Source organism: Nocardioides sp. TF02-7, from assembly GCF_022437945.1.
In the GTDB taxonomy this organism is placed as follows: Bacteria; Actinomycetota; Actinomycetes; order Propionibacteriales; family Nocardioidaceae; genus Nocardioides.
Genome location: NZ_CP092535.1, coordinates 4,236,775 through 4,261,617 on the forward strand (window position 1 = coordinate 4,236,775; position 24,843 = coordinate 4,261,617).

Below are 24,843 nucleotides of genomic sequence, written 5' to 3' on the forward strand. Positions count from 1 at the left end.
CGCGGGTGCCCCGGCACCTGGTCGTGGCGGCGACCGAGGCCGAGGCGGCGTACGTGCCGCGCAGCCTGCCCGTGCTCGTCACCGGCATCGGGAAGACCGCCGCAGCGACCGCGGTGGCCCGCGCGCTGGCGGCGTACGACGACCCCTCCGACGTGGTCGTCGTCAACCTGGGCACGGCCGGCGCGCTGCACGCCCACCACGCCGGTCTGTTCGAGCCCGGGGTGGTGCTCAACCACGACATCGACGCGGCCGCGATCCGGTCGCTCGGCTACGACGCCCGCGAGCGGCTCCGCGTCGGCGCCGGCGATGTCGTGCTCGCCACCGGCGACGTGTTCGTCGCCGACCCGGCCGTGCGGGACCGGCTGGCCCGGCAGGCCGACCTCGTGGACATGGAGGGCTATGCCGTCGCCTTCGCGGCCCAGCAGTGCGGGGCGGCGGTGCGGCTGGTCAAGCACGTCTCCGACCACGCCGACGAGGGCGCGCGGGACTGGCCCACCCTCGTCGACCGCAGTGCCCGCGCGCTCGGCGACTGGGTCGTCGAGCACCTCTAGACGGAGCGGACCGGTCAGCCCCGGCCGCGCCCGCTGCCGGCGCGACGGCCGCGGGTGACGCCCACGAAGTCCTGGTGAACCGGGCCGTCGTCGTCGACCCGCCACACCAGGGCCACCTGGGTCGGCGGGAGGTCGGTGACCGGCACCTGGACGACGTCCTTGCGGTGGTGCAGCCGCGCCAGCGACATCGGCAGCACGACGACCGCGGTGCCGGAGGCGGCGACCTCGACGGCCTCGCGCTCGGTCATCGGGGGGAAGTCGAGCTGCGGCGCCGGCCGCCACCCGGACCGCTCGGGGAGCGCGAGCTGCTCCTCGGCGAGATCGGCGGTCGTGACCTCGTCCGCGGCCGCGACGAAGTGCTCGCGGGAGGCCACGACGACCGGGCGCTCGTCGTAGAGGACGACGCAGTGCAGGGGAGTGGGCCGCTCGCGGTCCACGGGCAGCCGGGCGAGGGTCAGGTCGGCGGCGCCGGCGTCGAGCACGGCGCGCTGATCGGCCTCCTCGACCGGCCGCAGCTCCAGCCGGATGCCGGGGTGCCGCTCCCGCCAGACGCGCGCCCACTTGTCCGGCGTGACCCCCGGCACGAACGCCACCCGCAGCCGGTCCATGGCCGCGACTGTAGGGGATGGGTCATGCTGGGGGTGCGGCAACGTCACGAGGAGGCGATGCGATGGCCAGCCACGGTCCGGTCGTGCTCCTCAACGCCACCTACGAGCCGCACGACGTCGTGTCGTTCCCCCACGCGGTCAAGATGCTGTTCCGCGGGGTGGCCGTCGTGCACGAGGCCGACGCCGACCGGCGGATCGGACCGCACCCGTGGCCGAAGGTGCTCCGGCTGGTGCGGTACGTCGTCGCGACCTGGATGTACCGGCCGGCGGCGTACGGCCGCGAGGCGGTGCTGCGACGCGACCGGCACCGGTGCGCCTATTGCGACGGGCCAGCCGACACGGTCGACCACCTGGTGCCACGATCACGGGGCGGCACCTGGACCTGGCTCAACACCGTCGCGGCCTGCAGCCGCTGCAACAACCGCAAGGGCAACCGCACGCCCGCCGAGGCGGGCATGCGGCTGCGCTTCGAGCCCTGGGTGCCGACTCGGATCCAGCTCGCCGGGTGGGAGGGGCGGCGCTGACCGGCGGTGGCCGGGCCGGCGGTCCGGACGGGTCTCAGGCCTCCTGCGCCATGAGGCCGAACTGCAGGTTGCCGGTCTCGTCGAGACCGGCGTCGAGCACCATGTCGGACAGCTGCTCGGCCGCGTCGGCGTCGAGGTAGACCTTGGCGCCGTCCTGCTCGACGACCTGGTCCCCGTCGGCCGGCGCCTCGGCAGCGGCCACGGAGAGCTGCGCGTCGGGCGTGCTCGAGATCCGCAGGCCGGCCTCCGCGGGGACGTCGGGGTGGTCGGTGAACTGCTTGACGATCGTGCACGCGTTGTCGGTCAGCGTGAGCATGGGAGTTGCCTTCCCGTCGAGGTCAGGACTTCCCACCGTTGCAGGCGGACCCGCCGCGATCAAGGCCGGCTGCTCAAGGCCGGCCGTCGGCGCGGGGGCGTTCGGGGCCGTCCGGGTCGTCGTCGGCCCGGGGCTCGACGGACAGCGCGAAGTCGTCACCGTGCTCGGTGACGCCCGCGATCACGGCCTGCTCGACCGCGTTGACGGCGTACCGCCGCCGGACCACCATCGGGTCGCTGCGCAGGTCGCGCATCAGCGAGACGACGAGGCCGATCATGATCACGGCGAACGGCAGCGCCGCCACGATCGTGATCGTCTGCAGGCCGGTGAGGGCCTCGGCCCCGCCCACCAGCAGCATCACGGCGGCCACGGCACCGGTCGCGACGCCCCAGAACACGACCATCGGCCGGGTCGGCTCGGTGGTGCCGCGCTCGGAGAGGCTGCCCATCACGATCGACGCGGCGTCGGCGCCGGAGACGAAGAAGATCGCGACCAGCACCATGACGAGGATGCTCGCGACGGTGGCCAACGGGAACGCGTCGAGGGTCTCGAACAGCTGGGCCTCGAGCCCGCCGGCGCCGGCGATGTCGGTGCCGCCGTCCTGCAGGTCGATGGCGGTGCCGCCGAGGATGCAGAACCAGATCAGGCTGACGACGCTCGGCACGAACAGGACGCCGGCGACGAACTGCCTGATCGTGCGGCCTCGGGAGATCCGGGCGATGAACATGCCGACGAACGGCGTCCACGATAGCCACCAGGCCCAGTAGAAGATCGTCCAGGTGCCGAGCCACTCCTGGGTCTGGTCACCCTCGGCGCCGGTGCGCGCGCCCATCATCGCCAGGTCCTGCACGTAGCTGCCGATCGAGGTCGGCACCAGGTTGAGGATGAACACGGTCGGTCCGACGACGAACAGGAACAGGGCCAGCACCAGCGCCAGCACCATGTTGATGTTGGACAGCCACTGGATGCCCTTCGCGATGCCGGACACCGCCGAGAGCACGAAACCCGCGGTCAGCACGCCGATCACGCCGACCAGGGCCGCGTTGCCCAGCGGGCCGATGCCGCCGACGATCTCGAGCCCGCTGCGGATCTGCAGGGCGCCGAGGCCGAGCGACGTGGCGGAGCCGAAGAGGGTCGCGAAGATCGCGAACATGTCGATGACCTTGCCGCCCGGACCGGTGGCGTGCCTCCCCAGCACCGGGGGTGAACGCCGCGGAGATCAGCTGGAGCCGGCCCTTGCGGTAGACGCCGTAGGCGATCGCGAGCCCGACCACGGCGTAGATCGCCCACGGGTGCAGCGTCCAGTGGAACAGCGTCGTCGCCATCGCCGTCTCGGCAGCGCCGATGCCGTCGTCGCCCCCGGTGACTCGGCGGGGCCTCGGTGAAGTGCTGGATGGGCTCGCTCACGCCGTAGAACATCAGTCCGATGCCCATGCCGGCGCTGAACATCATCGCGACCCACGACACCGTGCGGAACTCCGGCTCCCTCGTCGTCGCGGCCGAGCGGGATCGCGCCGTACCGGCTCAGCGCCAGCCAGATCACGAACACGACGAAGCCGCTCGCGGCGAGCACGAACAGCCAGCCGGTGTTGTCGAGCACCCAGCTCAGCGCCTTGCCCGACGCCGTCGCCAGGCTGCCGGTGTCGGCCACGCCCCACGCGACGAACGCGACGGACACCGCGGCGGCCACCCCCGAACACCGTCTTGTCCACCCCGCGCGGCCTGACGGCGTCGCCGGCACCGGGCTGGTCGAGCGCCGGGTGCGGTACGACGTCGCCGGCCGGCGCGCTGACCGCGTCGGCTACCTGTCGGGTCCGCTCCCGTGCCTGGTCCTGCTCGAGTCCTTCTGTCACGTCACTCCTGTCTGCGCGCACGCCGAGGTGCGCGTCCGGGGTCCACGAACGACCATCGACCGAACCAGCCACGAGCAGCGCTCGCAAACCGGCCCCGGGGCAGTACCCGGTCAGCGCGCCCCGGATGCGGGAGGTGCGGCAGTCCTTTGCTAAGGTTCCTCCGCACTCGTCCGGGTGGCGGAATTGGCAGACGCGCTAGCTTGAGGTGCTAGTGCCCGTATTAGGGCGTGGGGGTTCAAGTCCCCCCTCGGACACAGAAGAAGACGAAGGGCGCCGGACGTCATACGGTCCGGGCCACCGGTGGCCCCGACCGTATGACGTCCCCGGGCAGGCTCACCCCGTCCGCAGCGACCGAGCCTGCAGCAGCGCCAGCGCACCGACGACGGCCGCCTGGAGGACCACCCAGGTGCGGCCGATGCCGTTGAGGTCGAGGGCGCCGACGGCGGCCACGACGAGGGAGGCGGCGACCCAGCCCTCGTTGGCCACCACGATCGCCCAGCCGGCGCGAGCCGGTACCGGGCCCCAGGTGTAGGCGGCGACGGCGGCGCCGTAGACCAGGAGGGAAGCCGCCGACCCATCGGTAGGTGGTCGCGTCGCCGTCGAACACGTCGACCAGCAGGCTCGCCGCCGCCAGGTAGGCGAGCGCGTTGGCGGCGGTGACCACCGCATCGGCCGCGAACCACCGCCGGTCGCGGGTGGCCTGCTTGATCGTGGTCCCCGTGGTCCCCGTGGTCCCCGTCATCCTCGTCGTCGTCATCGTCCTCACTCCTCTGCTCGTCGGGCTGTACACGACAGCGTCACGGCTCGGGGTGACCGGGTCGATGACCTCCGAGGTCATGCCACGGTGACGGCGTCCTCCTCGACGGCACGCCGGTCGTAGACCTTGTTGGCGATCCGCCACCCGTCCTCGGTGCGGACCAGCAGGAGCAGGTCGCCGAAGACGTCGGGGCCGTGGTGGAGCGTCATCGCGGCGGTCGCCACCGTGCCGCGGACGGTCACCTCGTCGACGGTGCGCCGGCGGTCGGCCTCGTCGTCGGCCGGTCGGCCGGTGAAGAGGGCGCAGAAGTCGTCCAGGCCCCAGGACACGAACCGGCCGTCGCGGACGCCCTCGACGTGCGCGGTCGGGAGGAACGCCGCCCGGTGGTGGCCCGGGTCGCCGGTCGCGTGCCCGGCGACGTAGGCGCACAGCGGCTCGAGGACCTCGGGCGGCGCCGTGACGCCGGGGGCGAGGGACAACCGGTGCTCGGGCGAGAGCGCGCGGCCAGGAGCGTCGACCACCACGAGCTCGGCCACGTCGGCATCGGCGGCCACCGCGCCGGCGTCGTACGCCGCCAGCAGCGCGCCACGCAGGCCGGCGGCCGAAGGCGCCTCCGCGGCCAGCAGGGCCAGGTCCTTCGCCATCGCCGCGACCGCGAAGTCCGCCGCACCGCCGGCGCCCTCGAGCCGCTCGCGCTTCATCCGGACCAGGCCGCCCAGGGCGGTCCGCTCCAGCACGTCCCAGGCGGCCGCAGCCGGGACGCCGAGCTCCTCGGCCCGCCGCCGGCAGTCGCGGAGCGACAGGAGAGCGCTCCCGAGCGCGCCGTTGGCCAGGAGCTTGAGTGCGGCGGCGTCGGCGACCGAGCCGCAGGGCAGCGGGTCGCCGAGGTCGGTGAGGACGGTTCGTACGTCGTCGGCGAGGTCGCCGCCGAGGAGGAGGGTGAGGCCGCCGTCGCGGGGCGGCCGGCACCGAGCCCATCACCGGCGCGTGCAGGTAGCGGGCACCCGCCGTGCGGACGGCGGCTGCGAGCGCGTCCGCCTCGGCCGGCGCGACGGTGCTGGTGTAGACGACCACGGCGCCGGGCTGGACCCGGCCGCCGACCTGGGCCACGACCTCGCGGCAGGCGGGGCCGTCGAAGAGGCACAGCACCACGACGTCGGCGCCGGCCACGGCCGCCGCGGCATCGGGGGCCGGGCGGACCCCCTCCACGACCCGGCCCGACCGGCTCCAGCCGACGACGTCGTGACCGGTGTCGGCGAGACGCCGGGCGATGGCGGCTCCCATCCGGCCGAGGCCGAGGACCGCGATCGAGGGACGAGAGAAGCGGGCGGGGGTGTCGGTGCTGGTCACGAAACCATGCTGACCCGGGAGCCGGCAGTCGACCAGCGCAGATCTCGCAGCGCCGCCATGCGTCACACGCATAGCATGGATCCATGGCACCGACGGCTTGGCGGACGTTCCTCGAGGTCTGTCGGCTCGGGTCCCTGTCGGCCGCGGCAGCCGAGCTCGGCTACACCCAGTCCGCGGTCTCGCGGCAGGTGGCGGCGCTGGAGCGTGCGGCCGGCGTACCGCTCCTCGAGCGGCGCCCCCGCGGCGTGGTGCCGACGCCCGCCGGTGAGGCGTTCCGGCACCATGCGCGGGTCGTCGTCAACGAGGCCGCGCGAGCCGTCCGCGCCGCACGCGAGGCGGGCGCCGGCGCCCGGCGGCTGGCCGTGGGCGCCACGCCGTCGACCGCGGCCGGGCTCGTGCCCGGCGCCGTGCGGCGGGTGCTCGGCTCCCGTCCGGACCTGCGGTGGACCCTCGACACCGGTCTCACGGCGACACTCGAGGAGCGCGTGCTCGCGGGGGAGCTCGACGTGGCCGTGGTGACCGACGCCCCGCCCGGCCTGCGCCCGGTGCCCCACCTGGTCCGCCAGCCGGTCGGGGTCGACGAGATGTGCGTCGTCGTGCCGCCCGGCCACCCCGCGACGGCGGTAGGGAACCGGGTGCCGCTCACCGCGTTCGCCACCGCCACCTGGGTCGAGGACGACGAGGGCTCCGCTGCCCTGCTGAGGACCGCCGCGCACCGGGCGGGCTTCGAGCCGGACGTCGACCACGCCGCCCCGGACCTCACCGGCAAGACCGCGATGGTCGCCGCCGGCCACGCGGTTGCGCTGGTGCCGGGGGTGCTGGTTCCCGTCCTGCGGGCGGACGTCGCGGTCGTCCGCCTGCTCGACCCGCCCACACGGGGGATCCACGTGACGCGCCCGGCGTCGCTCCCACCGACTGTCGGTGGCCTGGTGGAGAGTGTTGTCACAGCGCTGGTCGAGGAGCTCGGTGCAACCTGATCCGGGCTCGGGACGTCGAGAGGGTGAGGAGGGGAGGACCCATGGACGCTTCACCGCAGACCGCAGGTGGTGCCGACGTCGCCCGGTGGCGGCTCTCGGCCTGCGACTTCCCCGGGTGTGAGCACGAGCCGGTCGCGGGCGCGCCGATGTGCCACCTGCACCGGCGGGTGTCGGTCTCGCGCACGGGCTCCTGGCTCGAGGCCGGCTGAGGTCGTGCCCGACGAGCAGCACGACCAGTCCGCGCGGGCGACCGCCGCCGCCGACGGGCTCGGACTGTCCTATGAGCTGACCCGGCACGGGCCGGTGCGGTCACTGGGGGAGGCCGCCGCCGCGCGCGGCGTCGAGCCGCGCCAGGTGGTGAAGACGATGGTCGTCCGGGTCGCCGAGGGCGACCACCGGTTCGTGCTGGTGCCCGGCGACCGGGAGATCTCCTGGCCCAAGCTGCGCGCCCACCTCGGTGTCAACCGGCTCTCGATGCCGTCGGCCGAGGCGGCGTTCGACGTCACGGGCTACGTGCGGGGCACGATCACCCCGCTCGGGTCGCGCACCACGCTGCCGGTCGTGGCCGACCTCGCCGTCGCGGGGACGATCTCGATCGGCGGCGGCGCGCACGGCGTCGCGCTCACCGTCGACGCCGACGCCCTCGTCGCCGCGCTGGGCGCGACCCGGGCGGACGTCACCGATCCCGCCTGACCCGCCGAGCGGCCCAGGGCCCGGGTGCCAGGATGGGCCCATGGACGAGGTGACGAGCGAGCGCGGGCCCGACCCGGCGGGCGAGGTGGTCGAGATCTGCCGCGACCTGATCCGGATGGACACCTCCAACTACGGGTCGTCCGACGGCCCGGGGGAGCGGAAGGCGGCGGAGTACGTCGCCGGGCTGCTGGAGGAGGTCGGGATCGAGACCCGCCTCTACGAGAGCGAGCCGGGACGGGCCTCGGTCGTCGCGCACTGGGGCGGCGGCGACCGCACCGACGCCCTGCTGCTGCACGGCCACCTCGACGTGGTGCCCGCGGCGGCCGAGGACTGGCAGGTGCACCCCTTCAGCGGCGAGGTGCAGGACGGCTACGTCTGGGGCCGGGGTGCGGTCGACATGAAGGACTTCGACGCCATGCTGCTGTCGGTGGTCCGGGCCCGCCAGCGGGCCGGGCGGGCGCCCGACCGGCCGGTCGTGCTCTGCTTCACCGCCGACGAGGAGGCCGGCGGCCACCTCGGCGCCGAGGTGCTGGTGCGCGACCACCCCGAGGAGCTCGAGGGGTGCACCGAGGCGGTCGGCGAGGTCGGCGGCTTCAGCACCACGGTGCGCGGACGCCGGCTCTACCTGGTCGAGGCCGCCGAGAAGGGCATGGCCTGGATGCGGCTCACCGCCCGCGGCCGGGCGGGGCACGGGTCGATGCTCAACCCCGACAACGCCGTCACCCGGGTCGCCGAGGCCGTCGCGCGGATCGGCGCCCACGAGTGGCCCGTGCGGCTGACGCCGACGATGCGGACGCTGCTCGGCACCGTCGGCGCGCTGGCCGGCACCGACGTCACCCCCGACAACGCCCGCACCCTCGTCGAGGAGTTCGGCGGCGCCACCCGGATGCTGGGCGCGGTGCTCAGCAACACGACGAACCCGACCATGCTCGACGCCGGCTACAAGGTCAACGTCGTGCCGACCGAGGCGACGGCGTACGTCGACGGCCGGTTCCTGCCCGGCTACGAGGACGAGTTCTTCCGCACCCTCGCCGAGCTGTGCGGCGAGGACGTGAGCATCGACTACGTCTCCAACCAGCAGCCGTGGGAGACGCCGTACGAGGGCGCGCTGGTCGACGCGATGACCCGCAGCCTCCTGGCGGAGGACCCGGACGCGCTGGTCGCGCCGTTCCTGATGAGCGGCGGCACCGACGCCAAGCACTTCCGCAGGCTCGGGATGCGCAGCTTCGGCTTCGCTCCGCTGCGGCTGCCGGACGACCTCGACTTCACCGCCCTCTTCCACGGCGTCGACGAGCGGGTGCCGGTGGACGCGCTCGAGTTCGGCAGCCGGGTGATGGACCGCTTCCTCGACCAGGTCTAGCGGTCCCCGCGGAGACGGGTCAGGCGGTGCGCACCGCGCGGATGATCTTGCGCCGCAGCACCACCCGGCGGGTGCCGTCAGGGGTGATCCGCACCCGGTCGAGCTCCCAGCCGCCCTGCTCGGCGCGCTCGACGAGCAGCTTGGTCACGACGCCGCGCGGGAACTCCCGGTTGAAGGTCACCTTGTCGTACTGCCACTCCACAGGGTTGCGGGACGGCCTCATGCACCACCCTCCGAGACGTCGTCGAGCGCGTGCCGGATCTCCGGCGGCAGCGCACGGTCCTCGGCGTCGAGCGCGGCCTTGAGCTGCGTGGCCGTGCGGGGCCCGATGATCGGGGCGGTCACGCCGGGCGCGTCCCGCACCCAGACCAGCGCCACCTCCAGCGGGGTCCAGCCCAGGCCGTCGGCCGCGCGGACCACCGCCTCGACGACCCGGCGACCGCGCTCGTCGAGGTACTGCTCGATCTTCCCGGCCGCGTCGGAGGCGCCCCGGGAGTCGGCCGGGATGCCGGTGCGGTACTTGCCGGTGAGCACCCCCCTTGCCGAGCGGGGAGTAGGGGAGGACGCCGAGCCCGGTCGCCCGCGCCGCCGGTAGCACCTCGTCCTCGACGGCCCGGTTGACCAGGGAGTACTCCACCTGGGTGGACGCGATCGGCGCCCGGCCGGGCACCGCGCGCTGCCAGGTCGCGGCCTGGGCGGTCTGCCAGCCGGCGTAGTTGGAGATGCCGACGTACGCCGCCCGGCCGCTCGCCACGGCGGTGTCGAGGGCGGCGAGCGTCTCGTCCAGCGGGGTCGTCTCGTCCCAGACGTGCATCTGCCACAGGTCGACGTGGTCGACGCCGAGCCGCTCCAGCGACCGGTCGAGGCAGGACAGCAGGTAGCCGCGGGAGGTGTCGTAGACCCGCTCGCCGCGGCGGGAGCCCGAACCCGGCCTTGGTCGCCACCACCACCTCGTCGCGCGGGACGACCTCGCCGAGGAGCCGGCCGAGCATCTCCTCCGAGGAGCCGGCACCGTAGACGTGGGCGGTGTCGACGAACGATGCCGCCGGCGTCGACGAAGGCGCGCAGCTGGTCGCGGGCCTCGTGCTCGTCGGTGGCCGTCCCCCAGGTCATCGTGCCGAGCCCGAGGCGCGACACCTTCAGACCGGTGCTGCCGACGGGGGCGCTGCTGCATGGCCCCAACCTAGTCGGCGGCGCCGCCGGGGCGGCGTACGGCCCAGGCGTGTCCGATCCGTAGGATGCCTGCCCGTGGCGGACTACCTGCAGGCCCTCGTGCTCGGCGTGCTCCAGGGCCTCACCGAGTTCCTCCCGATCTCCAGCAGCGCCCACCTGCGGATCTTCCCCGAGCTCGTCGGCTGGTGCGACGGCGCGGAGACCTGCGACCCCGGGGCGGCGTTCACCGCGGTGATCCAGATCGGCACGGAGGTCGCCGTGCTGCTGTACTTCCGCAAGGACATCTGGCGGATCGCCTCGACCTGGCTGCGGTCGCTGTTCAAGCCGGAGTACCGCGGCCACCTCGACGCACGGATGGGCTGGTTCGTCATCATCGGCTCGCTGCCGATCGTCATCCTCGGCGTGCTGTTCAAGTCGCGAATCGAGGACGACTTCCGCAACCTCTGGCTGATCGGCACCACCCTCGTCGTGTTCGGCGTCATCCTCGGGATCGCCGACCGCCTCGGCGGCACCGAGAAGCAGATCAAGCAGCTCACCCTGCGCGACGCGGCCCTCATGGGCGGCGCCCAGGCGATGGCGCTGGTGCCGGGCGTGTCGCGCTCCGGCGCGACGCTCTCGATGGGCCGGCTGCTCGGCTACGACCGGGAGGCGGCGACCCGGTTCGCGTTCCTGCTGGCGATCCCCGCCGTCGTCGGCGCCGGGCTGTTCGAGCTCAAGGAGATCCCGAACGGCGACAACGTCTACGGCTGGGGACCCACGCTCACCGCCACCGTCGTCTCGTTCGTCGTCGGGTACGCCGCGATCGCCTGGCTGCTGCGCTACATCAGCCGCAACTCCTACACGCCGTTCGTCGTCTACCGGGTCCTGCTCGGCGGGCTGGTCCTGGTGCTGCTCGGCGCGGGCGTGCTGACCGCCTGAGGAGTCAGGTCGGTCAGAACCAGCCGGACCGCTTGAACAGGATCCACAGCCCGGCCATCGTGCCGAGCATCAGCACCAGCGCGAACGGGTAGCCGAAGGTCCAGCCGAGCTCGGGCATGTGCTCGAAGTTCATGCCGTAGATCCCGGCGATCAGCGTGGGTACGACGACCAGCGCGGCGCCGGCGGAGATCCGGCGCATGTCGTCGTTCTGCTGCACCGAGATCCCTGCGAGGTGCGCCTCGAAGGCGCTCGACAGCAGCTGGTCGAGGGTGTCGACCGCCTCGGCGGCCACCGCGAGGTGGTCGGCGACGTCGTTGAAGAAGGGTGCGGCTTCGGGCGTGACGTGGGGTGCCGATCCCTCGGAGAACCGTCGCATCGGCTCGCGGAGCGGCAGCACCGCCCGCCTGACCTCGGCGATCTCCCGCTTGAGCACGTAGATCCGGTTGGCGTCCTTGGTGCGCCGCTGGGAGAACACCGAGGCCTCGACCTCGTCGACGTCGGTCTGCAGCTCCTCGAGGACCGCGAGGTAGCCGTCGACGACGGTGTCGCACACGGCGTAGACCACGGCGGACGGTCCGTGGCTGAGGATCGTCTCCTGGTGCTCGAGCATGTGCCGGGCGTCCTTGAGCTCCGAGCCACGGCCGTGCCGGACCGTGACGACGAAGTCCGTGCCGCAGAACAGGTTGATCTCGCCGGTCTCGACCGCGTCGTCCTCGTCGACGTACCAGAGCGTCTTGAGGGCCAGGAACAGGCTGCCCTCGTAGACGTCGAGCTTGGGCCGCTGGTGGGCGACCACCGCGTCCTCGACCGCCAGCGGGTGCAGGCCGAACGCGTCGGCGACGCCGGAGAGCTCCTGCTGCCCGGGCTCGTAGAGCCCGACCCAGACGAAGCCTTGCCCGTCGGCGACGGCCGCCCGCAGCGCCGCGAAGTCGTCGGAGGGGCAGTCGACCGGGACCCGCTTGCCGTGGCGGTAGACGGCGCTGGCGACGATCACAGCACGACGGTAGTGCGCCCCGGGCCGATACGCTCGCCGGCATGGCGACCGTCATCCTCGTGCGGCACGGGCGCACCACGGCCAACGCCGGCGGGGGTGCTCGCCGGCCGGCTGCCCGGCGTACGTCTCGACGACACCGGGCACACCCAGGTGCAGCTCACCGCGGAACGGGTCGCGGCGGTCCCGGTCGCCGCGATCGTCACGAGCCCGCAGGAGCGCTGTCGCCAGACCGCCCGCGCCATCGCGAAGGCACAGCCCGGCGACGTGCGGCCCGCCACCGAGCGCGGCCTCGCCGAGTGCGACTACGGCGAGTGGCAGGGGCGCTCGCTGCGCGAGCTGGCCAAGGAGAAGCTGTGGGCCACCGTGCAGCGCCAGCCCTCGGCCGCCGTGTTCCCGGGCGGCGAGGCCATGGTGACCATGCAGCACCGGGCCGTGGAAGCCGTACGCCGCCACGACGCGGCCGTGACGGCCGAGCACGGCCCCGGCGCGGTCTGGGTGGCCGTCAGCCACGGCGACATCATCAAGGCGGTGCTGGCCGACGCGCTGGGGATGCACCTCGACCTGTTCCAGCGGATCAACGTCGACCCGGCGTCGGTGTCGGTGGTGCAGTACACCCCCGACCGGCCGTACGTCCTCGCCACCAACACCAGCGGCGGCGACCTCTCCTGGCTGGCCCGGCCGACGCGGCGGCGGTCGCGGAAGACCGGGGCCGCGGTCGGCGGCGGAGCCGGGCCGGACCCGGTGACCGAGGGCTCGTAGGCGCTCGCTGGGCCGGGCTCCTAGGCTGGCCCCATGCCGATCGTCCACGCCTTCGACCCGCCCGAGCGCTTCGTCGCCGGCACCGTCGGCGAGCCGGGCGCCCGCACCTTCTTCCTGCAGGCGCGCGAGGGCACGCGGGTCGTCACCGTGGCCCTCGAGAAGCAGCAGGTCGCGGCGCTGGCCGAGCGGATCGACGAGCTCCTCGACGAGGTGATGAACGAGGCGCGCACCAGCACCGTCATCCCCGCGGTCGCGCCGCTCGGGCTCACCGACGAGGACCCGCTCGACCTCCCGATCCAGGAGGAGTTCCGCGCCGGGACGATGACGCTGTCGTGGGACCCCGCCGGCGAGCGGGTGGTGATCGAGGTCTTCCCGGTCGGCGAGGAGCTGGTCGGCCTGTCGGAGGGCGATCCCGAGGACCTCGCCCCCGACCAGGAGGACGAGGAGGAGCCCACCGAGGTGCTCGTGGTGCGGATCGACGCCGCCCACGCCCGGGCGTTCGTGCAGCGGGCGGCGAAGGTCGTCGGCGCCGGTCGGCCCGACTGCCCGTTCTGCGGACAGCCGATCGACCCCGACGGACACCTCTGCGTCCGGGCCAACGGCTTCCGCCGCCGGCCCGAGTGACCCGGCGGTGACCCGAGAGTGAGCGGCCTCGAGCTGCGCGGGCGGATCATGCCCGCGTCCAACGCGACGTTCCTGGCCGAGCTCGAGGGCCGCGAGGTGGTCTACAAGCCGATCGCGGGGGAGCGGCCGCTCTGGGACTTCCCCGACGGCACTCTCGCCGGCCGGGAGGTGGCGGCGTACCTGCTGAGTGAGGCGACCGGCTGGCGGCTGGTGCCGCGCACCTGGCTCGGCGACGGCCCGCACGGCCCGGGGATGCTGCAGGAGTGGCAGCAGGTCGACCCCGACGACGAGGCGGTCACCCTGGTGCTGAGCGGCCGCACCCCCGAGGGCTGGCTCCCGGTCTTCGACGGCGTCGACGACCGCGACCGCGACGTCACCCTGGTCCACGAGGACTCGCCGACGCTGCGCCGCCTCGCGGTCTACGACGTGCTGGCCAACAACGCCGACCGCAAGGGCGGGCACGTGCTCGCGATGCCCGACGGCCACCGCTACGGCGTCGACCACGGCGTCACCTTCCACCACGAGGGCAAGCTGCGCACCGTGCTGTGGGGGTGGGCGGGGTCCCCGCTGCTCGACGAGGAGCGGGCGGTGGTCGAGCGGGTGCTGGACGCCCTGGGCGGCCAGCTGGGGGCGGAGCTGTCGGCCCACCTCACCGACCTCGAGCTGCACGCACTCGAGCGCCGCGCCGCCCGGCTGCTGTCCGACGGGGTGCTGCCCGGCCCGAGCGACGGCTGGCCCGCCATCCCCTGGCCGCCGTTCTGAGCCGTGGGACCCCGCCGATAGCATCGGCCGCATGCGCGCCTGGACCTCGCCGGAGATGCCGGCACTGCCCGTGGTGGCACCGCCGGTGGCGGTCCACGACACCGCCTCCGGCCGGGCGCTGACCACCACCTCCGACGGGCCGGCGCTGCTCTACGTCTGCGGCATCACCCCCTACGACGCCACCCACCTCGGCCACGCGGCGACGTACGTCGGGTTCGACCTGCTCAACCGCGCGTGGCGCAACGCCGGGCGCGAGGTCCGCTACGTGCAGAACGTCACCGACGTCGACGACCCGCTGCTCGAGCGCGCCACGAAGGTCGGTGTCGACTGGGAGGAGCTGGCCGAGCGCGAGACCGAGCTGTTCCGCCAGGACATGCAGGCGCTGCGGGTGCTGGCGCCGGACGCCTACATCGGGGCCGTGGAGTCGATCCCGCTGGCGGTCGACATGATCGAGCGGCTGCAGGCGGCCGGCGCCGTCTACCGGGTCGAGGACGACCTCTACTACTCCGTCGCCGCCGACCCCGCGTTCGGCGACGAGTCGGGCTACGACCGCGACACCATGCTGCGTCTCTTCGGGGAGCGCGGCGGCGACCCGGAGCGGGCGGGGAAGAAGGACCCGCTCGACCCCGTCGTGTGGCGCGGGGAGCGCGAGGGCGAGCCCTCGTGGGAGAGCCCGTTCGGCCGCGGCCGGCCCGGGTGGCACATCGAGTGCGCCGCGATCGCGCTCACCCACCTCGGTCCCACCGTCGACGTCCAGGGCGGCGGCAGCGACCTGGTGTTCCCGCACCACGAGATGTGCGCCGGGCACGCGCAGGTCGCCACCGGTGCGCCGTTCGCCCGCGCCTACGTCCACGCGGGCATGGTCGGCTACGACGGCGAGAAGATGTCGAAGTCGCGCGGCAACCTGGTCTTCGTCTCGGCACTGCGCAACAGCGACATCGATCCGATGGCGATCCGGCTGGCGTTGCTGCGCCAGCACTACCGCTCCGACTGGGAGTGGACCGACGACGGGCTGTGGCAGGCGGCCGACGACCTCGCGCAGTGGCGCCGCGCGCTCTCGCTCGGCGCGGGCGCGCCGGCGGGGCCGGTGGTCGAGGAGGTGCTCGCCGCGCTCGCCGACGACCTCGACGCGCCGCGGGCGACGGCCGCGGTCGACCGCTGGGTGGCGGCGACGCTCGGCACCGACGGCCTGGCCGACACCAGCGACCGGGAGGCCGCGGTGACGCTGCTGCCGGTGCTCGACGCGGCGCTCGGGCTCAGCCTGGTCTAGCGCGAACCGCTACGCCGAGCCCTCACCGCGGCGCTTGAGGTACCGCTCGAACTCCCGCGCGATCGCCTCCCCGGACGCCTCGGGCAGGTCGGCGGTGTCGCGGGTCTCCTCAAGCGACCGCACGTAGTCGGCGACGTCCTCGTCCTCCTCGGCGAGCTCGTCGACACCGCGCTCCCAGGCCCGGGCGTCCTCCGGGAGGTCGCCGAGCGGGATGCTGGTCTCCAGCAGCTCCTCCAGCCGGCCGATCAGGGCGAGGGTGGCCTTCGGGCACGGCGGCTGCGCGACGTAGTGGGGCACCGCGGCCCAGTACGACGCCGCCGGGATGTCGAGCTTGGCGCAGGCGTCCTGCAGGACGCCGACGATGCCGGTCGGGCCCTCGTAGCTCGACTGCTCCAGCTTGAGCCGGTCGACCAGCTCCGGCTCGGTCGCGGTGCCGGACACCGGGATCGGCCGGGTGTGGGGCGTGTCGGCCAGGAGCGCGCCGAGGGTCACCACCAGCTCGCCGCCGAGGTCGTCGACGGACGCCAGCAGTTCGGCGCAGAACCCGCGCCAGCGCATGTTGGGCTCGATCCCGCGGAGCAGGATGACGTCGCGGTCGAGACCGGGCGGGGAGGCCACCGCCACGTGGGTGCTCGGCCAGGTCAGCTTGCGGAACCCGTTGTCGTCGACGCCGACGGTCGGCCGGTTGACCTGGAAGTCGTAGTAGTCCTCCGGGTCGATCGCGGCCACGACCCGGGCGTCCCACACCCGCATCAGGTGGTCGACGACCGACGACGCGGCCTCGGCCGCGTCGTTCCACCCCTCGAACGCGGCGATGACGACCGGCCGGACCAGGTCGGGCGCGTCCTCGATCTGCATCACCCGTCGAGCCTAGCCCGCGCGCCGGTGCCGGCGCGGGCGCAGGGCCGACGGGGATCCGCCATCCGGGAAATCGTCGTGCGACCGGTGCGGCCGGTTAGGATCGAGGGGCCGAGAGGCGTTGCAACGGACACCTGGAGATCGTGCACCCGGGTGGTCCGCCACGCTCGGCTGAGACCTTCTGGTTCCAAGGACGCCTTCCGTGACGGAAGGAGTGGGCATGGCAGGCGACAACCGCGACTGGCGCCCGGACGCGACCGACGAGCTCACCGCGCTGTTGCAGGAGCGGATCGTGGTCCTCGACGGCGCCATGGGCACCGCCATCCAGCGCGACCGGCCCGACGAGGCCGGCTACCGCGGCGAGCGGTTCGCCGACTGGCCGAGCGACGTCCAGGGCAACAACGACCTGCTCACGCTCACCCAGCCCGACCTGATCGCCGGCATCCACCGCGAGTACCTCGACGCGGGCGCCGACATCATCGAGACCAACACGTTCAACGCCAACGCGGTCTCGATGGCCGACTACGGCATGCAGGAGCTCGCCTACGAGCTCAACAGCGAGTCCGCCCGGCTGGCGCGCCGGGTCGCCGACGAGGTCGCAGCCGCCACCGGCCGCACGCGGTACGTCGCCGGTGCGCTCGGCCCGACCACGCGCACGGCGTCGATCAGCCCGGACGTCAACGACCCCGGCGCCCGCAACGTGTCCTTCGACGAGCTGGTCGCGGCGTACCTCACGGCCGCCCGGGGCCTGGTCGACGGCGGTGCCGACCTGCTCGTGGTCGAGACGATCTTCGACACCCTCAACGCGAAGGCCGCGATCTTCGCGGTCGAGACGCTGTTCGACGAGACCGGCCGGCGGTGGCCCGTGGTGATCTCGGGCACGATCACCGATGCCTCCGGGCGCACCCTGTCCGGGCAGACGACCGAGGCGTTCTGGAACTCCGTGCGGCACGCCCGGCCGCTGGCCGTCGGCCTCAACTGCGCGCTCGGCGCCAAGGAGATGCGCCCCTACCTCGCCGAGCTCGCCCGGCTCGCGGACACGTTCGTGTCGGCGTACCCCAACGCCGGCCTGCCCAACGCGTTCGGCGAGTACGACGAGGCGGCCGCGGAGACGGCGGCGGTCGTCGCCGAGTTCGCCGACGCCGGCTTCGTCAACATCGTCGGCGGCTGCTGCGGCACGACCCCGGAGCACGTCGCTGCCATCGCCCGCGCCGTCGAGGGCAAGAAGCACCGCGAGCCGGCGGTCGTCCGGCCCGCGCTGCGGCTCTCCGGCCTGGAGCCGTTCGCCGTCGACGAGGACAGCCTCTTCGTCAACGTGGGGAGCGCACCAACATCACCGGCTCCGCCCGCTTCCGCAACCTGATCAAGGACGGCGACTACGACACCGCGCTGTCGGTCGCCGCCCAGCAGGTCGAGGCCGGCGCGCAGGTGATCGACGTCAACATGGACGAGGGGATGATCGACGGCGTCGCCGCGATGGACCGGTTCCTCAAGCTGGTCGCCTCCGAGCCCGACATCAGCCGGGTGCCGGTGATGGTCGACTCCTCGAAGTGGGGAGGTCATCGAGGCCGGCCTCAAGAACGTCCAGGGCAAGCCGATCGTCAACTCCATCTCGCTCAAGGAGGGCGAGGAGAAGTTCGTCGAGCAGGCCCGGCTGTGCAAGAAGTACGGCGCCGCCGCGGTCGTGATGGCGTTCGACGAGGACGGCCAGGCCGACAACCTCGACCGACGCAAGGCGATCTGCGAGCGGGCCTACCGGGTGCTCGTCGACCGGGTCGGGTTCCCGCCCGAGGACATCATCTTCGACCCCAACGTGTTCGCCGTCGCCACCGGCATCGAGGAGCACGCGGGCTACGGCGTCGACTTCATCGAGGCGACCCGCTGGATCAAGCAGAACCTGCCGGGCGCCAAGGTCTCCGGCGGCATCTCCAACGTGTCGTTCAGCTTCCGGGGCAACAACCCGGTGCGCGAGGCGATCCACGCCGTGTTCCTGTTCCACGCCGTCGAGGCCGGGCTCGACATGGGCATCGTCAACGCCGGAGCCCTGGTTCCCTACAGCGAGATCGACGACGAGCTGCGCGATGCCATCGAGGACGTCGTGCTCGACCGCACGGACGACTCGGTCGCCGCCACCGAGCGGCTCCTCGGCATCGCCGAGCGCTACCGGGGCACCGACAAGGCCGCCGAGGAGGCCGCGGAGGAGTGGCGGTTGCTGCCGGTCGCGGAGCGGATCACCCACGCCCTGGTCAAGGGCATCGACGCCCACGTCGAGGGCGACACCGAGGAGCTGCGCGCCGAGATCGCCGCCCGCGGCGGCCGCCCGATCGAGGTCATCGAGGGCCCGCTGATGGACGGCATGAACGTCGTCGGCGACCTCTTCGGCGCGGGCAAGATGTTCCTGCCGCAGGTGGTCAAGAGCGCCCGGGTGATGAAGAAGGCCGTGGCCTACCTGATCCCGTTCATCGAGCAGGAGAAGCTCGACAACCCCGAGCTGGCCACCGCCAAGGACACCAACGGCACGATCGTGCTCGCCACGGTCAAGGGCGACGTCCACGACATCGGCAAGAACATCGTCGGCGTGGTGCTGTCGTGCAACAACTACGAGGTCGTCGACCTCGGCGTGATGGTGCCGGCGCAGAAGATCCTCGACACCGCCGCGGAGGTCGGCGCCGACATGATCGGCCTCTCCGGGCTGATCACCCCGAGCCTCGACGAGATGGTCGGCTTCGCCACCGAGATGCAGCGGCTCGGCCTGGAGATCCCCCCTGCTCATCGGCGGCGCCACCACCTCCCGCGCGCACACGGCGGTCAAGGTCGACCCGCGCTACGAAGGCCCCGTGGTCTGGGTCAAGGACGCCTCCCGATCGGTGCCGACCGCGGCGGCCCTCCTCGACGACCGGCAGCGGCCCGGGCTGCTGGCCGACGTGAAGGACGACTACGACGCACTCCGCGCCCGGCACGCGCAGAAGACCGAGCGCCCGCAGCTGACGTTCCCCGACGCGCAGGCCAACGCGACGCCGGTCGACTGGTCCGGCTACACGCCGCCGCAGCCCCGGACGCCGGGCGTGCACGTGCTCCGCGACTACGACCTCGCCGAGCTGCGCGACTACATCGACTGGCAGCCGTTCTTCAACGCCTGGGAGATGAAGGGCAAGTTCCCTGACATCCTCAACAACCCCCACACCGGCGAGGCGGCCCGCAAGCTCTACGACGACGCCCAGGAGATGCTCGACCGGATGACCGCCGAGCAGTGGGTGAAGGCCCACGGCGTCTACGGCCTGTTCCCGGCCTCCTCGACCGGCGAGGACGTCCTGGTCTACGGCGGCGACGACCGGGCCGACGTACGGGCGACGCTGCACCAGCTGCGCCAGCAGGGGCAGCACCGCTCGGGCATCCCCAACCGGTCGCTCGCCGACTACGTCGCGCCGGTCGGCTCCGGCCTGCCCGACCACGTCGGGGCGTTCGCCGTCACCGCCGGCATCGGACTGCCCGAGCGGGTCAAGGCGTTCCGGGAGGCCCTCGACGACTACTCCGCGATCCTGCTCGAGGCGCTGGCCGACCGGCTCGCCGAGGCGTTCGCCGAGCGGCTCCACGAGCGGGTGCGCACCGAGTTCTGGGGGCTACGCCGAGGAGGAGCTCAGCAACGACGACCTGATCGCCGAGCGCTACCGCGGCATCCGGCCCGCCCCGGGCTACCCGGCCTGCCCCGACCACACCGAGAAGCAGACCATCTGGGAGCTCCTCGACGTCGAGGCCAACACCGGGATCCAGCTCACCGAGTCGATGGCGATGTGGCCCGGCGCCGCCGTGTCCGGCCTCTACTACAGCCACCCGGAGTCGCAGTACTTCGTCGTCGGCCGGCTCGGCCGCGACCAGGTCGCCGACTACGCCGACCGCAAGGGCTGGACGCTCGCCGAGGCCGAGCGGTGGCTCTCGCCCAACCTCGGCTACGACCCGGAGGACTGATGCGCGCGGTCAGTAGCTGCCCTTGATCACGAAGTAGCTGCCCCGGATGGTGCCGGCGAGCTTCGACCGCTGCCGGACGAACTTGAACCGCTCGGCCAGCTCCTCGGGCACCTCCATCCCGTCGGAGAGCTTGAAGCCCACGGCACGCTTGCCGCCGTCCTCGAGCGTGTAGAGCACGTTGATCGACAGGCCCGACTCGTAGAACACGTAGGACCACCGGACGCCGTCGACCTCGAGCTCGGTGGCCTCCAGCGGCTTCGAGGCGATCACGATGTCGCGCTCGTTCTTCAGGATGTCGTGGACCCGGTCGACGACATCCGGCACCTCCGCGGCGGGCGCGACCGTGAAGTCGAGGTCGTGCTTGTTCTTGAAGTACCGGGCCTCGTTGGCCCGCAGGCCGGCGAGCGCGTCCGCGACCGGCGACGACTCGAGACCGGTGGTCGAGACGTCCTTGAAGTCGACGAGGTACGTCATGGCCGGCTCCCCTCAGGCCTCGGGCAGCGCGGCGAAGCGCTGCTTGACGTCGGTGTACCAGCCCATCGCCTGCCGGGGGCGGCGCCACCGGCCCTTCATCGCCTCGCGGGCCGGGACGTGCGCGTCGTCGCCGGCCTTCACGGCCTGCTTGAGGTGCTTGTCCTGCAGCTTGATGATCTGGTCGGCGGTGCCACCCTCGTGCGTGAGGTCGCACGGGCCTCCGAGGTCCTGGCAGGTCATGGTCTTCATGGCGGGTTCCTCACTTCTGGTCCGTTGTGGTCACACCCCGTGGTGGGGTGCGTCATCGTGGTGACGGACCAGACGACGAAAGTGTGACCACCATGCCGAAAGAAGCTCAGCTGACCGCCCAGTTCGAGGCCGAACGGCCCCGGCTGGTCCGGATCGCCACGCGCATCCTGGGCGCGCCGGATGCGGCGGAGGACGTCGTGCAACAGGCGTGGCTCCGGCTGCACGGCACCGATGCCGAGATCGACAACCTGCCGGGCTGGCTCACCACGGTCACGTCGCGGCTGTGCCTGGACCAGCTGCGGGCCAGGACGCCCGAACCGGTCGAGACGATCGAGGCACTCGATGCGGGCACCGCCCCCGACCCTGCCGAAGACCTCGCCCTCGCCGACACCGTCGGCATCGCGCTGCAGGTGGTGCTGGACCGGCTGACGCCGTCCGAACGCGTCGCGTTCGTCCTCCACGACAGCTTCGGCTTCGACTTCCCGATGATCGCCTCGATGCTGGGCACGACACCGGCCGCTGCGCGCAAGCTGGCCTCCCGGGCCCGCGGCAAGGTCGCCGCCCCTGCCGACGACGCCCTGTCGGACTGGGAGGTGGTCGACGCCTTCCTGCTGGCCGCGCGCGAGGGCGACTTCAGCCGTCTCCTCGAGCTCCTCGCCCCCGGCGCCGTCGTCGGTGCCGACCCCGCAGCCGTCACGATGGGCACGCCGTCGCACATCGAGGGCGCCGAGCAGGTGGCCCAGTTCTTCAACGGCGCTGCCAAGGCGGCCTTCCCGGTCTTCGTCGACGGCAGGCCGGGAGCTGCCTGGATCCAGCACGGCCAGCCGCGCGTCGCCTTCGACTTCGTGGTCACCGGAGGCCGGGTCGCCAGCATCACCTTCCGCGCGGCCGACGACGTGCTCGAAGCCGTCGTACGACGCGACGGCGCCGAGGTGCGCGACCGGCCCTGAGACCCGCGAACTAGGGTGGGTCGTCGCATCGAACGTCGCACGGAGCTTGTGGAGGGCATCCTGAACACCGCGCCTTCTCGTCGGAGACTGCCGGCCGCCGTCCTCTGGGACATGGACGGCACCCTGGTCGACACCGAGCCGTACTGGATGGAGACGGAGCACGCGCTCGCGGAGGCGAACGGCGCCACGTGGACGGTCGAGGACGCCGAGCGACTGGTCGGCACCAGCCTGATCAACTCCGGGCGCTACATCCGGGAGCGGATGGGTCTCGCCGAGAGCCCGGAGGAGATCGTGGAGATGCTCCTCGACGGCGTCGTGGGCCGCGTGCAGGACACCGTGCCGTGGCGGCCGGGCGCGCGGGAGCTGCTGAAGGCGCTGCACGACGAGGGCGTGCCGTGCGCCCTGGTGACGATGTCGTACCAGCGGTTCGTCGCCCCGATCCTCGAGCACCTGCCGCCGGAGACGTTCCGGGTGGTCGTGACCGGCGACCAGGTCGACAACGGCAAGCCGCACCCCGAGCCGTACCTGACGGCGGCGGCCGCGCTCGGCGTGGCCCCCGAGGAGTGCGTCGCGATCGAGGACTCCGACGCCGGCGCGACGTCGGCCGAGGCGGCGGGGTGCGCCGTCCTCGTCGTGCCCAACCACGTCGAGGTGCCGCCCGCGCCGCGGCGTACGTTCGTCGACACGCTCACCGGCCTGACCGTCGCCGACCTGGGCGCGATCAGGGCGGAGACGCCTGCGCACCGTCCCTGACGGTCGGCTCCGGCAGCGGCGGCGGCGTGCCGCCGTAGGCCGGGCACAGCGCCTGGTGGGCGCACCACTTGCAGAGCGGGCCGCGGCTCGGCTGCCAGTCGCCGGACTCCTGGGCGCGCCGGATCGCCTGCCAGACGGCCTGCACCTTGCGCTCGGTGGCCAGCAGGTCCTGCTCGTCGGGGTCGTAGGTGAGGATCTCGCCGTTGCCGAGGTAGACGATCTGGAGCCGCGCCGGGACGACGCCGCGGGTGCGCCACAGCACCAGGGCGTAGAACTTCAGCTGGAACAGCGCCCGGCCCTCGAACCGCTCGCTCACCGAGCTGCCCGACTTGTAGTCGACCACCCGGATCGCGCCGTCGGGGGCGACGTCGACCCGGTCGATCACGCCGCGCAGCAGCAGCCGACTGTCGGTGAGGGTCTCGACGTAGAGCTCGCGCTCGGCCGGCTCGAGGCGGCGCGGGTCCTCCAGCGAGAAGTACCGCGCGAGCACGGTGCGGCACGACGCCAGCCAGGCGCCGACCGCCGCCCCCCTCGTCGCGGTCGGGGAACAGCGCCGCCAGGCCGGGCTCGGCCTCGAGCACCGCCTCCCACGCGGGCAGCACCATCGCGGCGGCCCGCTCGGGCGTCCGGTCGGCGGCGGGCAGGTCGAAGAGGTCCTCGAGGACCTTGTGGACGACGGTGCCGCGGACGGCGTCGGCCGACGGCGGCTCCGGCAGCCGGTCGATCGTGCGGAACCGGTAGAGCAGCGGGCAGGACATGAAGTCACCGGCCCGGGAGGGCGACAGCGCGCCCAGCACCTCGACGCCGTCGACGGCGGTGCCGACCCGCTCGGCGGGGTCGGCGGGCGCGACGCCGCCAGCGGCGGTGTCGGTCCCGGTGCTCATGAGGCCGACCCTAGGTCAGGCCTCCGACACTGCCCGGCGGCGGCCGGCGGGTAGCCTCGCTGTGTGTCACCCAGCGACCCGGCCAGCGACCGGCAGGACCGGCCCACGCCGCGTCCGCCGGGCACGTTCCGCATCGGCACGGTGGCCGGCAGCGACGTCCTCGTGTCGTCGTCGTGGTTCGTCGTCGCCGGCCTGATCGCGCTCCTGATGGCGCCGTACGTCGACTCGCAGGTGCCCGGCCTGGGCGGCTGGAGGTACGTCGTCGGGTTCGTCTTCGCCGTCCTCCTCTACCTCGCGGTCCTCCTCCACGAGGCCTCCCACGCGGTCGCCGCGCGCCGCTACGGGTTCCGGGTGCACTCGATCACGCTGCACTTCCTGGGCGGGGTCACCGCGATCGAGGGCGAGGCCCGCACGCCGCGCCAGGAGTTCTGGATCGCCGTGGTCGGACCGTTCACCTCCATCGCCGTGGGGGCCGGGGCGGCGGCGCTGTGGCTCGTGACCCCGGACGGCCTGCTGCACATGACGCTCGGAGGTCTGGCCGGCGCCAACCTCGTCATCGGCGTGCTCAACCTGGTGCCCGGCCTGCCGCTGGACGGCGGGCGGGTGCTCAAGGCCGCGGTGTGGCGGGTGACCGGCCGGGTCGAGACCGGCATCGTCGCCGCCGGCTGGGGCGGTCGGGTGACGGCGGTCGTCGCGGTCAGCTGGCCGTTCCTCCAGGCGCCGCTGTTCGGCGTCGAGACCACCGTGCTCGACGTCGTCCTGTTCCTGGTCATCGGCATGTTCCTGTGGTCGGGCGCGAGCCAGGCGATCGCCGTCGGCCGGGTGCGGGGCCGGCTGGCCACCGTCGTCGCGCGCGACCTGGCCCGGCGTACGCTCACCGTCCCCGACGACCTGCCGCTGGCCGAGGCGATCCGCCGGGCCAACGACCAGCGCGCGGGCAGCATCGTCACCGTCACCCACGCCGGCCGGCCGGTCGGCGTCGTCGACTAGGCGGCCGTGCGCGCCACGCCGCTGGAGCGGCGACCGTGGCTGCCGGTGTCGGCGGTGGCGCGCACGCTGGAGCCGGGACTGCGGCTGCCCGCGTCGATCGACGGCGGCAGCTTGCTCGATGCGATCCGGCGGACGCCGGCCAACGAGTACCTGCTGGTGGAGGACGACGGCCGGCTCTACGGCGTGCTCGCCACCGCCGACGTGGAGCGAGCGGTCCGCGCTGGATAGGG

At 73.2% G+C, this 24,843-nt stretch carries 26 protein-coding genes, 1 tRNA gene and 5 pseudogenes; 17 read left to right on the plus strand and 15 right to left on the minus strand.

Going from position 1 to position 24,843, the window contains the following annotated elements:
- The first annotated feature begins 23 nt into the window (after positions 1-23).
- Positions 24-551, plus strand: coding sequence for a nucleosidase (locus tag MF408_RS22015; RefSeq protein WP_275693515.1), 528 nt, complete (start codon positions 24-26; stop codon positions 549-551).
- A 14-nt stretch (positions 552-565) separates the two neighbouring features.
- Here the strand turns inward: MF408_RS22015 and MF408_RS22020 are convergent, their stop codons facing one another.
- Entirely contained in the window at positions 566-1,159 is a 594-nt protein-coding gene (locus tag MF408_RS22020) for a LysR family transcriptional regulator substrate-binding protein (RefSeq protein WP_240249416.1), read from the minus strand.
- A 62-nt stretch (positions 1,160-1,221) separates the two neighbouring features.
- On the opposite strand from MF408_RS22020, the gene MF408_RS22025 reads away from it, so the two are divergent.
- On the plus strand, positions 1,222-1,683 hold the full coding sequence (locus tag MF408_RS22025; RefSeq protein ID WP_240249417.1) for an HNH endonuclease: 462 nt from the start codon (positions 1,222-1,224) through the stop codon (positions 1,681-1,683).
- Between the two features lie 34 nt (positions 1,684-1,717).
- On the opposite strand, the gene MF408_RS22030 is transcribed toward MF408_RS22025, so the two are convergent.
- The 4 genes and pseudogenes from MF408_RS22030 to MF408_RS27325 form a co-directional block, all read right to left on the minus strand.
- Positions 1,718-1,999, minus strand: a complete 282-nt coding sequence (locus MF408_RS22030) for a Fe-S cluster assembly protein HesB (RefSeq protein ID WP_240249418.1) — start codon at positions 1,997-1,999, stop codon at positions 1,718-1,720.
- A gap of 73 nt (positions 2,000-2,072) precedes the next feature.
- Entirely contained in the window at positions 2,073-3,152 is a 1,080-nt protein-coding gene (locus MF408_RS22035; protein ID WP_240249419.1) for a BCCT family transporter, read from the minus strand.
- A gap of 85 nt (positions 3,153-3,237) precedes the next feature.
- A pseudogene (locus MF408_RS26105) lies at positions 3,238-3,324 on the minus strand (BCCT family transporter); the annotation flags it as partial.
- Positions 3,325-3,545: 221 nt separating this feature from the next.
- Positions 3,546-3,740, minus strand: a pseudogene (locus MF408_RS27325) (BCCT family transporter); the annotation flags it as partial.
- Between the two features lie 280 nt (positions 3,741-4,020).
- On the opposite strand from MF408_RS27325, the gene MF408_RS22045 reads away from it, so the two are divergent.
- Positions 4,021-4,106: transfer RNA gene (locus MF408_RS22045), tRNA-Leu, on the plus strand.
- Between the two features lie 79 nt (positions 4,107-4,185).
- Here the strand turns inward: MF408_RS22045 and MF408_RS22050 are convergent.
- Together MF408_RS22050 and MF408_RS22055 are read right to left on the minus strand one after the other, a co-directional pair.
- Positions 4,186-4,521: a hypothetical protein gene (locus tag MF408_RS22050; RefSeq protein ID WP_240249421.1), complete on the minus strand. Its 336-nt coding sequence runs from the start codon at positions 4,519-4,521 to the stop codon at positions 4,186-4,188.
- Positions 4,522-4,686: 165 nt separating this feature from the next.
- Positions 4,687-5,346, minus strand: a complete 660-nt coding sequence (locus MF408_RS22055; RefSeq protein WP_240249422.1) for a nuclear transport factor 2 family protein — start codon at positions 5,344-5,346, stop codon at positions 4,687-4,689.
- 696 nt (positions 5,347-6,042) lie between these two features.
- Here MF408_RS22055 and MF408_RS22060 point away from each other — a divergent pair.
- The 4 genes from MF408_RS22060 to MF408_RS22075 are packed head-to-tail and all read left to right on the plus strand — an operon-like array spanning position 6,043 to position 8,989.
- Complete coding sequence (locus MF408_RS22060; protein WP_240249423.1) at positions 6,043-6,936, plus strand: LysR family transcriptional regulator; 894 nt, start codon at positions 6,043-6,045, stop codon at positions 6,934-6,936.
- 41 nt (positions 6,937-6,977) lie between these two features.
- Positions 6,978-7,145 carry a hypothetical protein gene (locus MF408_RS22065; protein ID WP_240249424.1) on the plus strand — a complete coding sequence of 56 codons (168 nt, stop codon included), beginning with the start codon at positions 6,978-6,980 and terminating at the stop codon, positions 7,143-7,145.
- 4 nt (positions 7,146-7,149) lie between these two features.
- Positions 7,150-7,629, plus strand: a complete 480-nt coding sequence (locus MF408_RS22070; protein ID WP_240249425.1) for a YbaK/EbsC family protein — start codon at positions 7,150-7,152, stop codon at positions 7,627-7,629.
- Between the two features lie 40 nt (positions 7,630-7,669).
- On the plus strand, positions 7,670-8,989 hold the full coding sequence (locus MF408_RS22075; protein WP_240249426.1) for a M20/M25/M40 family metallo-hydrolase: 1,320 nt from the start codon (positions 7,670-7,672) through the stop codon (positions 8,987-8,989).
- Positions 8,990-9,008: 19 nt separating this feature from the next.
- Here MF408_RS22075 and MF408_RS22080 read toward each other — a convergent pair whose 3' ends face one another.
- Both MF408_RS22080 and MF408_RS22085 read right to left on the minus strand, forming a co-directional pair.
- Positions 9,009-9,212: a DUF5703 family protein gene (locus tag MF408_RS22080; protein WP_240249427.1), complete on the minus strand. Its 204-nt coding sequence runs from the start codon at positions 9,210-9,212 to the stop codon at positions 9,009-9,011.
- A pseudogene (locus tag MF408_RS22085) lies at positions 9,209-10,102 on the minus strand (aldo/keto reductase). Before MF408_RS22085 ends, MF408_RS22080 begins: the two are co-directional and overlap by 4 nt.
- 135 nt (positions 10,103-10,237) lie before the next feature.
- Between MF408_RS22085 and MF408_RS22090 the strand changes: the two are divergent.
- Positions 10,238-11,080: an undecaprenyl-diphosphate phosphatase gene (locus MF408_RS22090; RefSeq protein WP_240249428.1), complete on the plus strand. Its 843-nt coding sequence runs from the start codon at positions 10,238-10,240 to the stop codon at positions 11,078-11,080.
- Positions 11,081-11,093: 13 nt separating this feature from the next.
- Here MF408_RS22090 and corA read toward each other — a convergent pair whose 3' ends face one another.
- Complete coding sequence (gene corA / locus MF408_RS22095; RefSeq protein WP_240249429.1) at positions 11,094-12,074, minus strand: magnesium/cobalt transporter CorA; 981 nt, start codon at positions 12,072-12,074, stop codon at positions 11,094-11,096.
- Between the two features lie 96 nt (positions 12,075-12,170).
- Here corA and MF408_RS22100 point away from each other — a divergent pair, with 96 nt between their 5' ends.
- The 4 genes from MF408_RS22100 to mshC are packed head-to-tail and all read left to right on the plus strand — an operon-like array spanning position 12,171 to position 15,489.
- Positions 12,171-12,833 (plus strand): MSMEG_4193 family putative phosphomutase, encoded by a 663-nt coding sequence (locus MF408_RS22100; RefSeq protein ID WP_240249430.1) that lies wholly within the window; start codon positions 12,171-12,173, stop codon positions 12,831-12,833.
- A 33-nt stretch (positions 12,834-12,866) separates the two neighbouring features.
- Complete coding sequence (locus tag MF408_RS22105) at positions 12,867-13,457, plus strand: DUF3090 domain-containing protein (RefSeq protein ID WP_240249431.1); 591 nt, start codon at positions 12,867-12,869, stop codon at positions 13,455-13,457.
- Positions 13,458-13,475: 18 nt separating this feature from the next.
- Positions 13,476-14,219: an SCO1664 family protein gene (locus MF408_RS22110; protein ID WP_275693265.1), complete on the plus strand. Its 744-nt coding sequence runs from the start codon at positions 13,476-13,478 to the stop codon at positions 14,217-14,219.
- Positions 14,220-14,250: 31 nt separating this feature from the next.
- On the plus strand, positions 14,251-15,489 hold the full coding sequence (gene mshC, locus MF408_RS22115) for a cysteine--1-D-myo-inosityl 2-amino-2-deoxy-alpha-D-glucopyranoside ligase (protein WP_240249432.1): 1,239 nt from the start codon (positions 14,251-14,253) through the stop codon (positions 15,487-15,489).
- Positions 15,490-15,498: 9 nt separating this feature from the next.
- On the opposite strand, the gene MF408_RS22120 is transcribed toward mshC, so the two are convergent.
- Complete coding sequence (locus MF408_RS22120) at positions 15,499-16,350, minus strand: PAC2 family protein (RefSeq protein WP_240249433.1); 852 nt, start codon at positions 16,348-16,350, stop codon at positions 15,499-15,501.
- Positions 16,351-16,567: 217 nt separating this feature from the next.
- Here MF408_RS22120 and metH point away from each other — a divergent pair.
- Positions 16,568-20,313 (plus strand): annotated as a pseudogene (gene metH / locus MF408_RS22125) (methionine synthase).
- Positions 20,314-20,322: 9 nt separating this feature from the next.
- Here metH and MF408_RS22130 read toward each other — a convergent pair.
- Together MF408_RS22130 and MF408_RS22135 are read right to left on the minus strand one after the other, a co-directional pair.
- Positions 20,323-20,787 carry a phage tail protein gene (locus MF408_RS22130; protein ID WP_240249434.1) on the minus strand — a complete coding sequence of 155 codons (465 nt, stop codon included), beginning with the start codon at positions 20,785-20,787 and terminating at the stop codon, positions 20,323-20,325.
- Between the two features lie 12 nt (positions 20,788-20,799).
- Positions 20,800-21,036 carry a hypothetical protein gene (locus tag MF408_RS22135; RefSeq protein WP_240249435.1) on the minus strand — a complete coding sequence of 79 codons (237 nt, stop codon included), beginning with the start codon at positions 21,034-21,036 and terminating at the stop codon, positions 20,800-20,802.
- A gap of 92 nt (positions 21,037-21,128) precedes the next feature.
- Here MF408_RS22135 and MF408_RS22140 point away from each other — a divergent pair, with 92 nt between their 5' ends.
- Positions 21,129-21,986, plus strand: a complete 858-nt coding sequence (locus MF408_RS22140; protein ID WP_240252111.1) for a sigma-70 family RNA polymerase sigma factor — start codon at positions 21,129-21,131, stop codon at positions 21,984-21,986.
- A gap of 48 nt (positions 21,987-22,034) precedes the next feature.
- Complete coding sequence (locus MF408_RS22145) at positions 22,035-22,739, plus strand: HAD family phosphatase (protein ID WP_345893791.1); 705 nt, start codon at positions 22,035-22,037, stop codon at positions 22,737-22,739.
- Here MF408_RS22145 and MF408_RS22150 read toward each other — a convergent pair.
- Together MF408_RS22150 and MF408_RS27330 are read right to left on the minus strand one after the other, a co-directional pair.
- Entirely contained in the window at positions 22,708-23,229 is a 522-nt protein-coding gene (locus MF408_RS22150) for a PD-(D/E)XK nuclease family protein (protein ID WP_275693266.1), read from the minus strand. The two genes, MF408_RS22145 and MF408_RS22150, sit on opposite strands and share 32 nt — an antisense overlap.
- 136 nt (positions 23,230-23,365) lie before the next feature.
- Positions 23,366-23,623: pseudogene (locus MF408_RS27330) on the minus strand (PD-(D/E)XK nuclease family protein); the annotation flags it as partial.
- 63 nt (positions 23,624-23,686) lie between these two features.
- Here MF408_RS27330 and MF408_RS22155 point away from each other — a divergent pair.
- Both MF408_RS22155 and MF408_RS22160 read left to right on the plus strand, forming a co-directional pair.
- Positions 23,687-24,613 (plus strand): site-2 protease family protein, encoded by a 927-nt coding sequence (locus tag MF408_RS22155; protein ID WP_240249437.1) that lies wholly within the window; start codon positions 23,687-23,689, stop codon positions 24,611-24,613.
- 6 nt (positions 24,614-24,619) lie between these two features.
- Complete coding sequence (locus MF408_RS22160; protein ID WP_240249438.1) at positions 24,620-24,841, plus strand: hypothetical protein; 222 nt, start codon at positions 24,620-24,622, stop codon at positions 24,839-24,841.
- Positions 24,842-24,843 lie beyond the last annotated feature (2 nt).

Coding starts and splice junctions, on each gene's coding strand:
- MF408_RS22020 (WP_240249416.1), bottom strand. CDS start 1,159: ATGGACCGGCTGCGGGTGGCGTTCGTGCCGGGGGTCACGCCGGACAAG.
- MF408_RS22135 (WP_240249435.1), bottom strand. CDS start 21,036: ATGAAGACCATGACCTGCCAGGACCTCGGAGGCCCGTGCGACCTCACG.
- MF408_RS22035 (WP_240249419.1), bottom strand. CDS start 3,152: ATGTTCGCGATCTTCGCGACCCTCTTCGGCTCCGCCACGTCGCTCGGC.
- MF408_RS22050 (WP_240249421.1), bottom strand. CDS start 4,521: ATGCGGTGGTCACCGCCGCCAACGCGCTCGCCTACCTGGCGGCGGCGA.
- MF408_RS22030 (WP_240249418.1), bottom strand. CDS start 1,999: ATGCTCACGCTGACCGACAACGCGTGCACGATCGTCAAGCAGTTCACC.
- MF408_RS22130 (WP_240249434.1), bottom strand. CDS start 20,787: ATGACGTACCTCGTCGACTTCAAGGACGTCTCGACCACCGGTCTCGAG.
- MF408_RS22065 (WP_240249424.1), top strand. CDS start 6,978: ATGGACGCTTCACCGCAGACCGCAGGTGGTGCCGACGTCGCCCGGTGG.
- MF408_RS22060 (WP_240249423.1), top strand. CDS start 6,043: ATGGCACCGACGGCTTGGCGGACGTTCCTCGAGGTCTGTCGGCTCGGG.
- mshC (WP_240249432.1), top strand. CDS start 14,251: ATGCGCGCCTGGACCTCGCCGGAGATGCCGGCACTGCCCGTGGTGGCA.
- MF408_RS22075 (WP_240249426.1), top strand. CDS start 7,670: ATGGACGAGGTGACGAGCGAGCGCGGGCCCGACCCGGCGGGCGAGGTG.
- MF408_RS22025 (WP_240249417.1), top strand. CDS start 1,222: ATGGCCAGCCACGGTCCGGTCGTGCTCCTCAACGCCACCTACGAGCCG.
- MF408_RS22140 (WP_240252111.1), top strand. CDS start 21,129: ATGCCGAAAGAAGCTCAGCTGACCGCCCAGTTCGAGGCCGAACGGCCC.
- MF408_RS22080 (WP_240249427.1), bottom strand. CDS start 9,212: ATGAGGCCGTCCCGCAACCCTGTGGAGTGGCAGTACGACAAGGTGACC.
- MF408_RS22105 (WP_240249431.1), top strand. CDS start 12,867: ATGCCGATCGTCCACGCCTTCGACCCGCCCGAGCGCTTCGTCGCCGGC.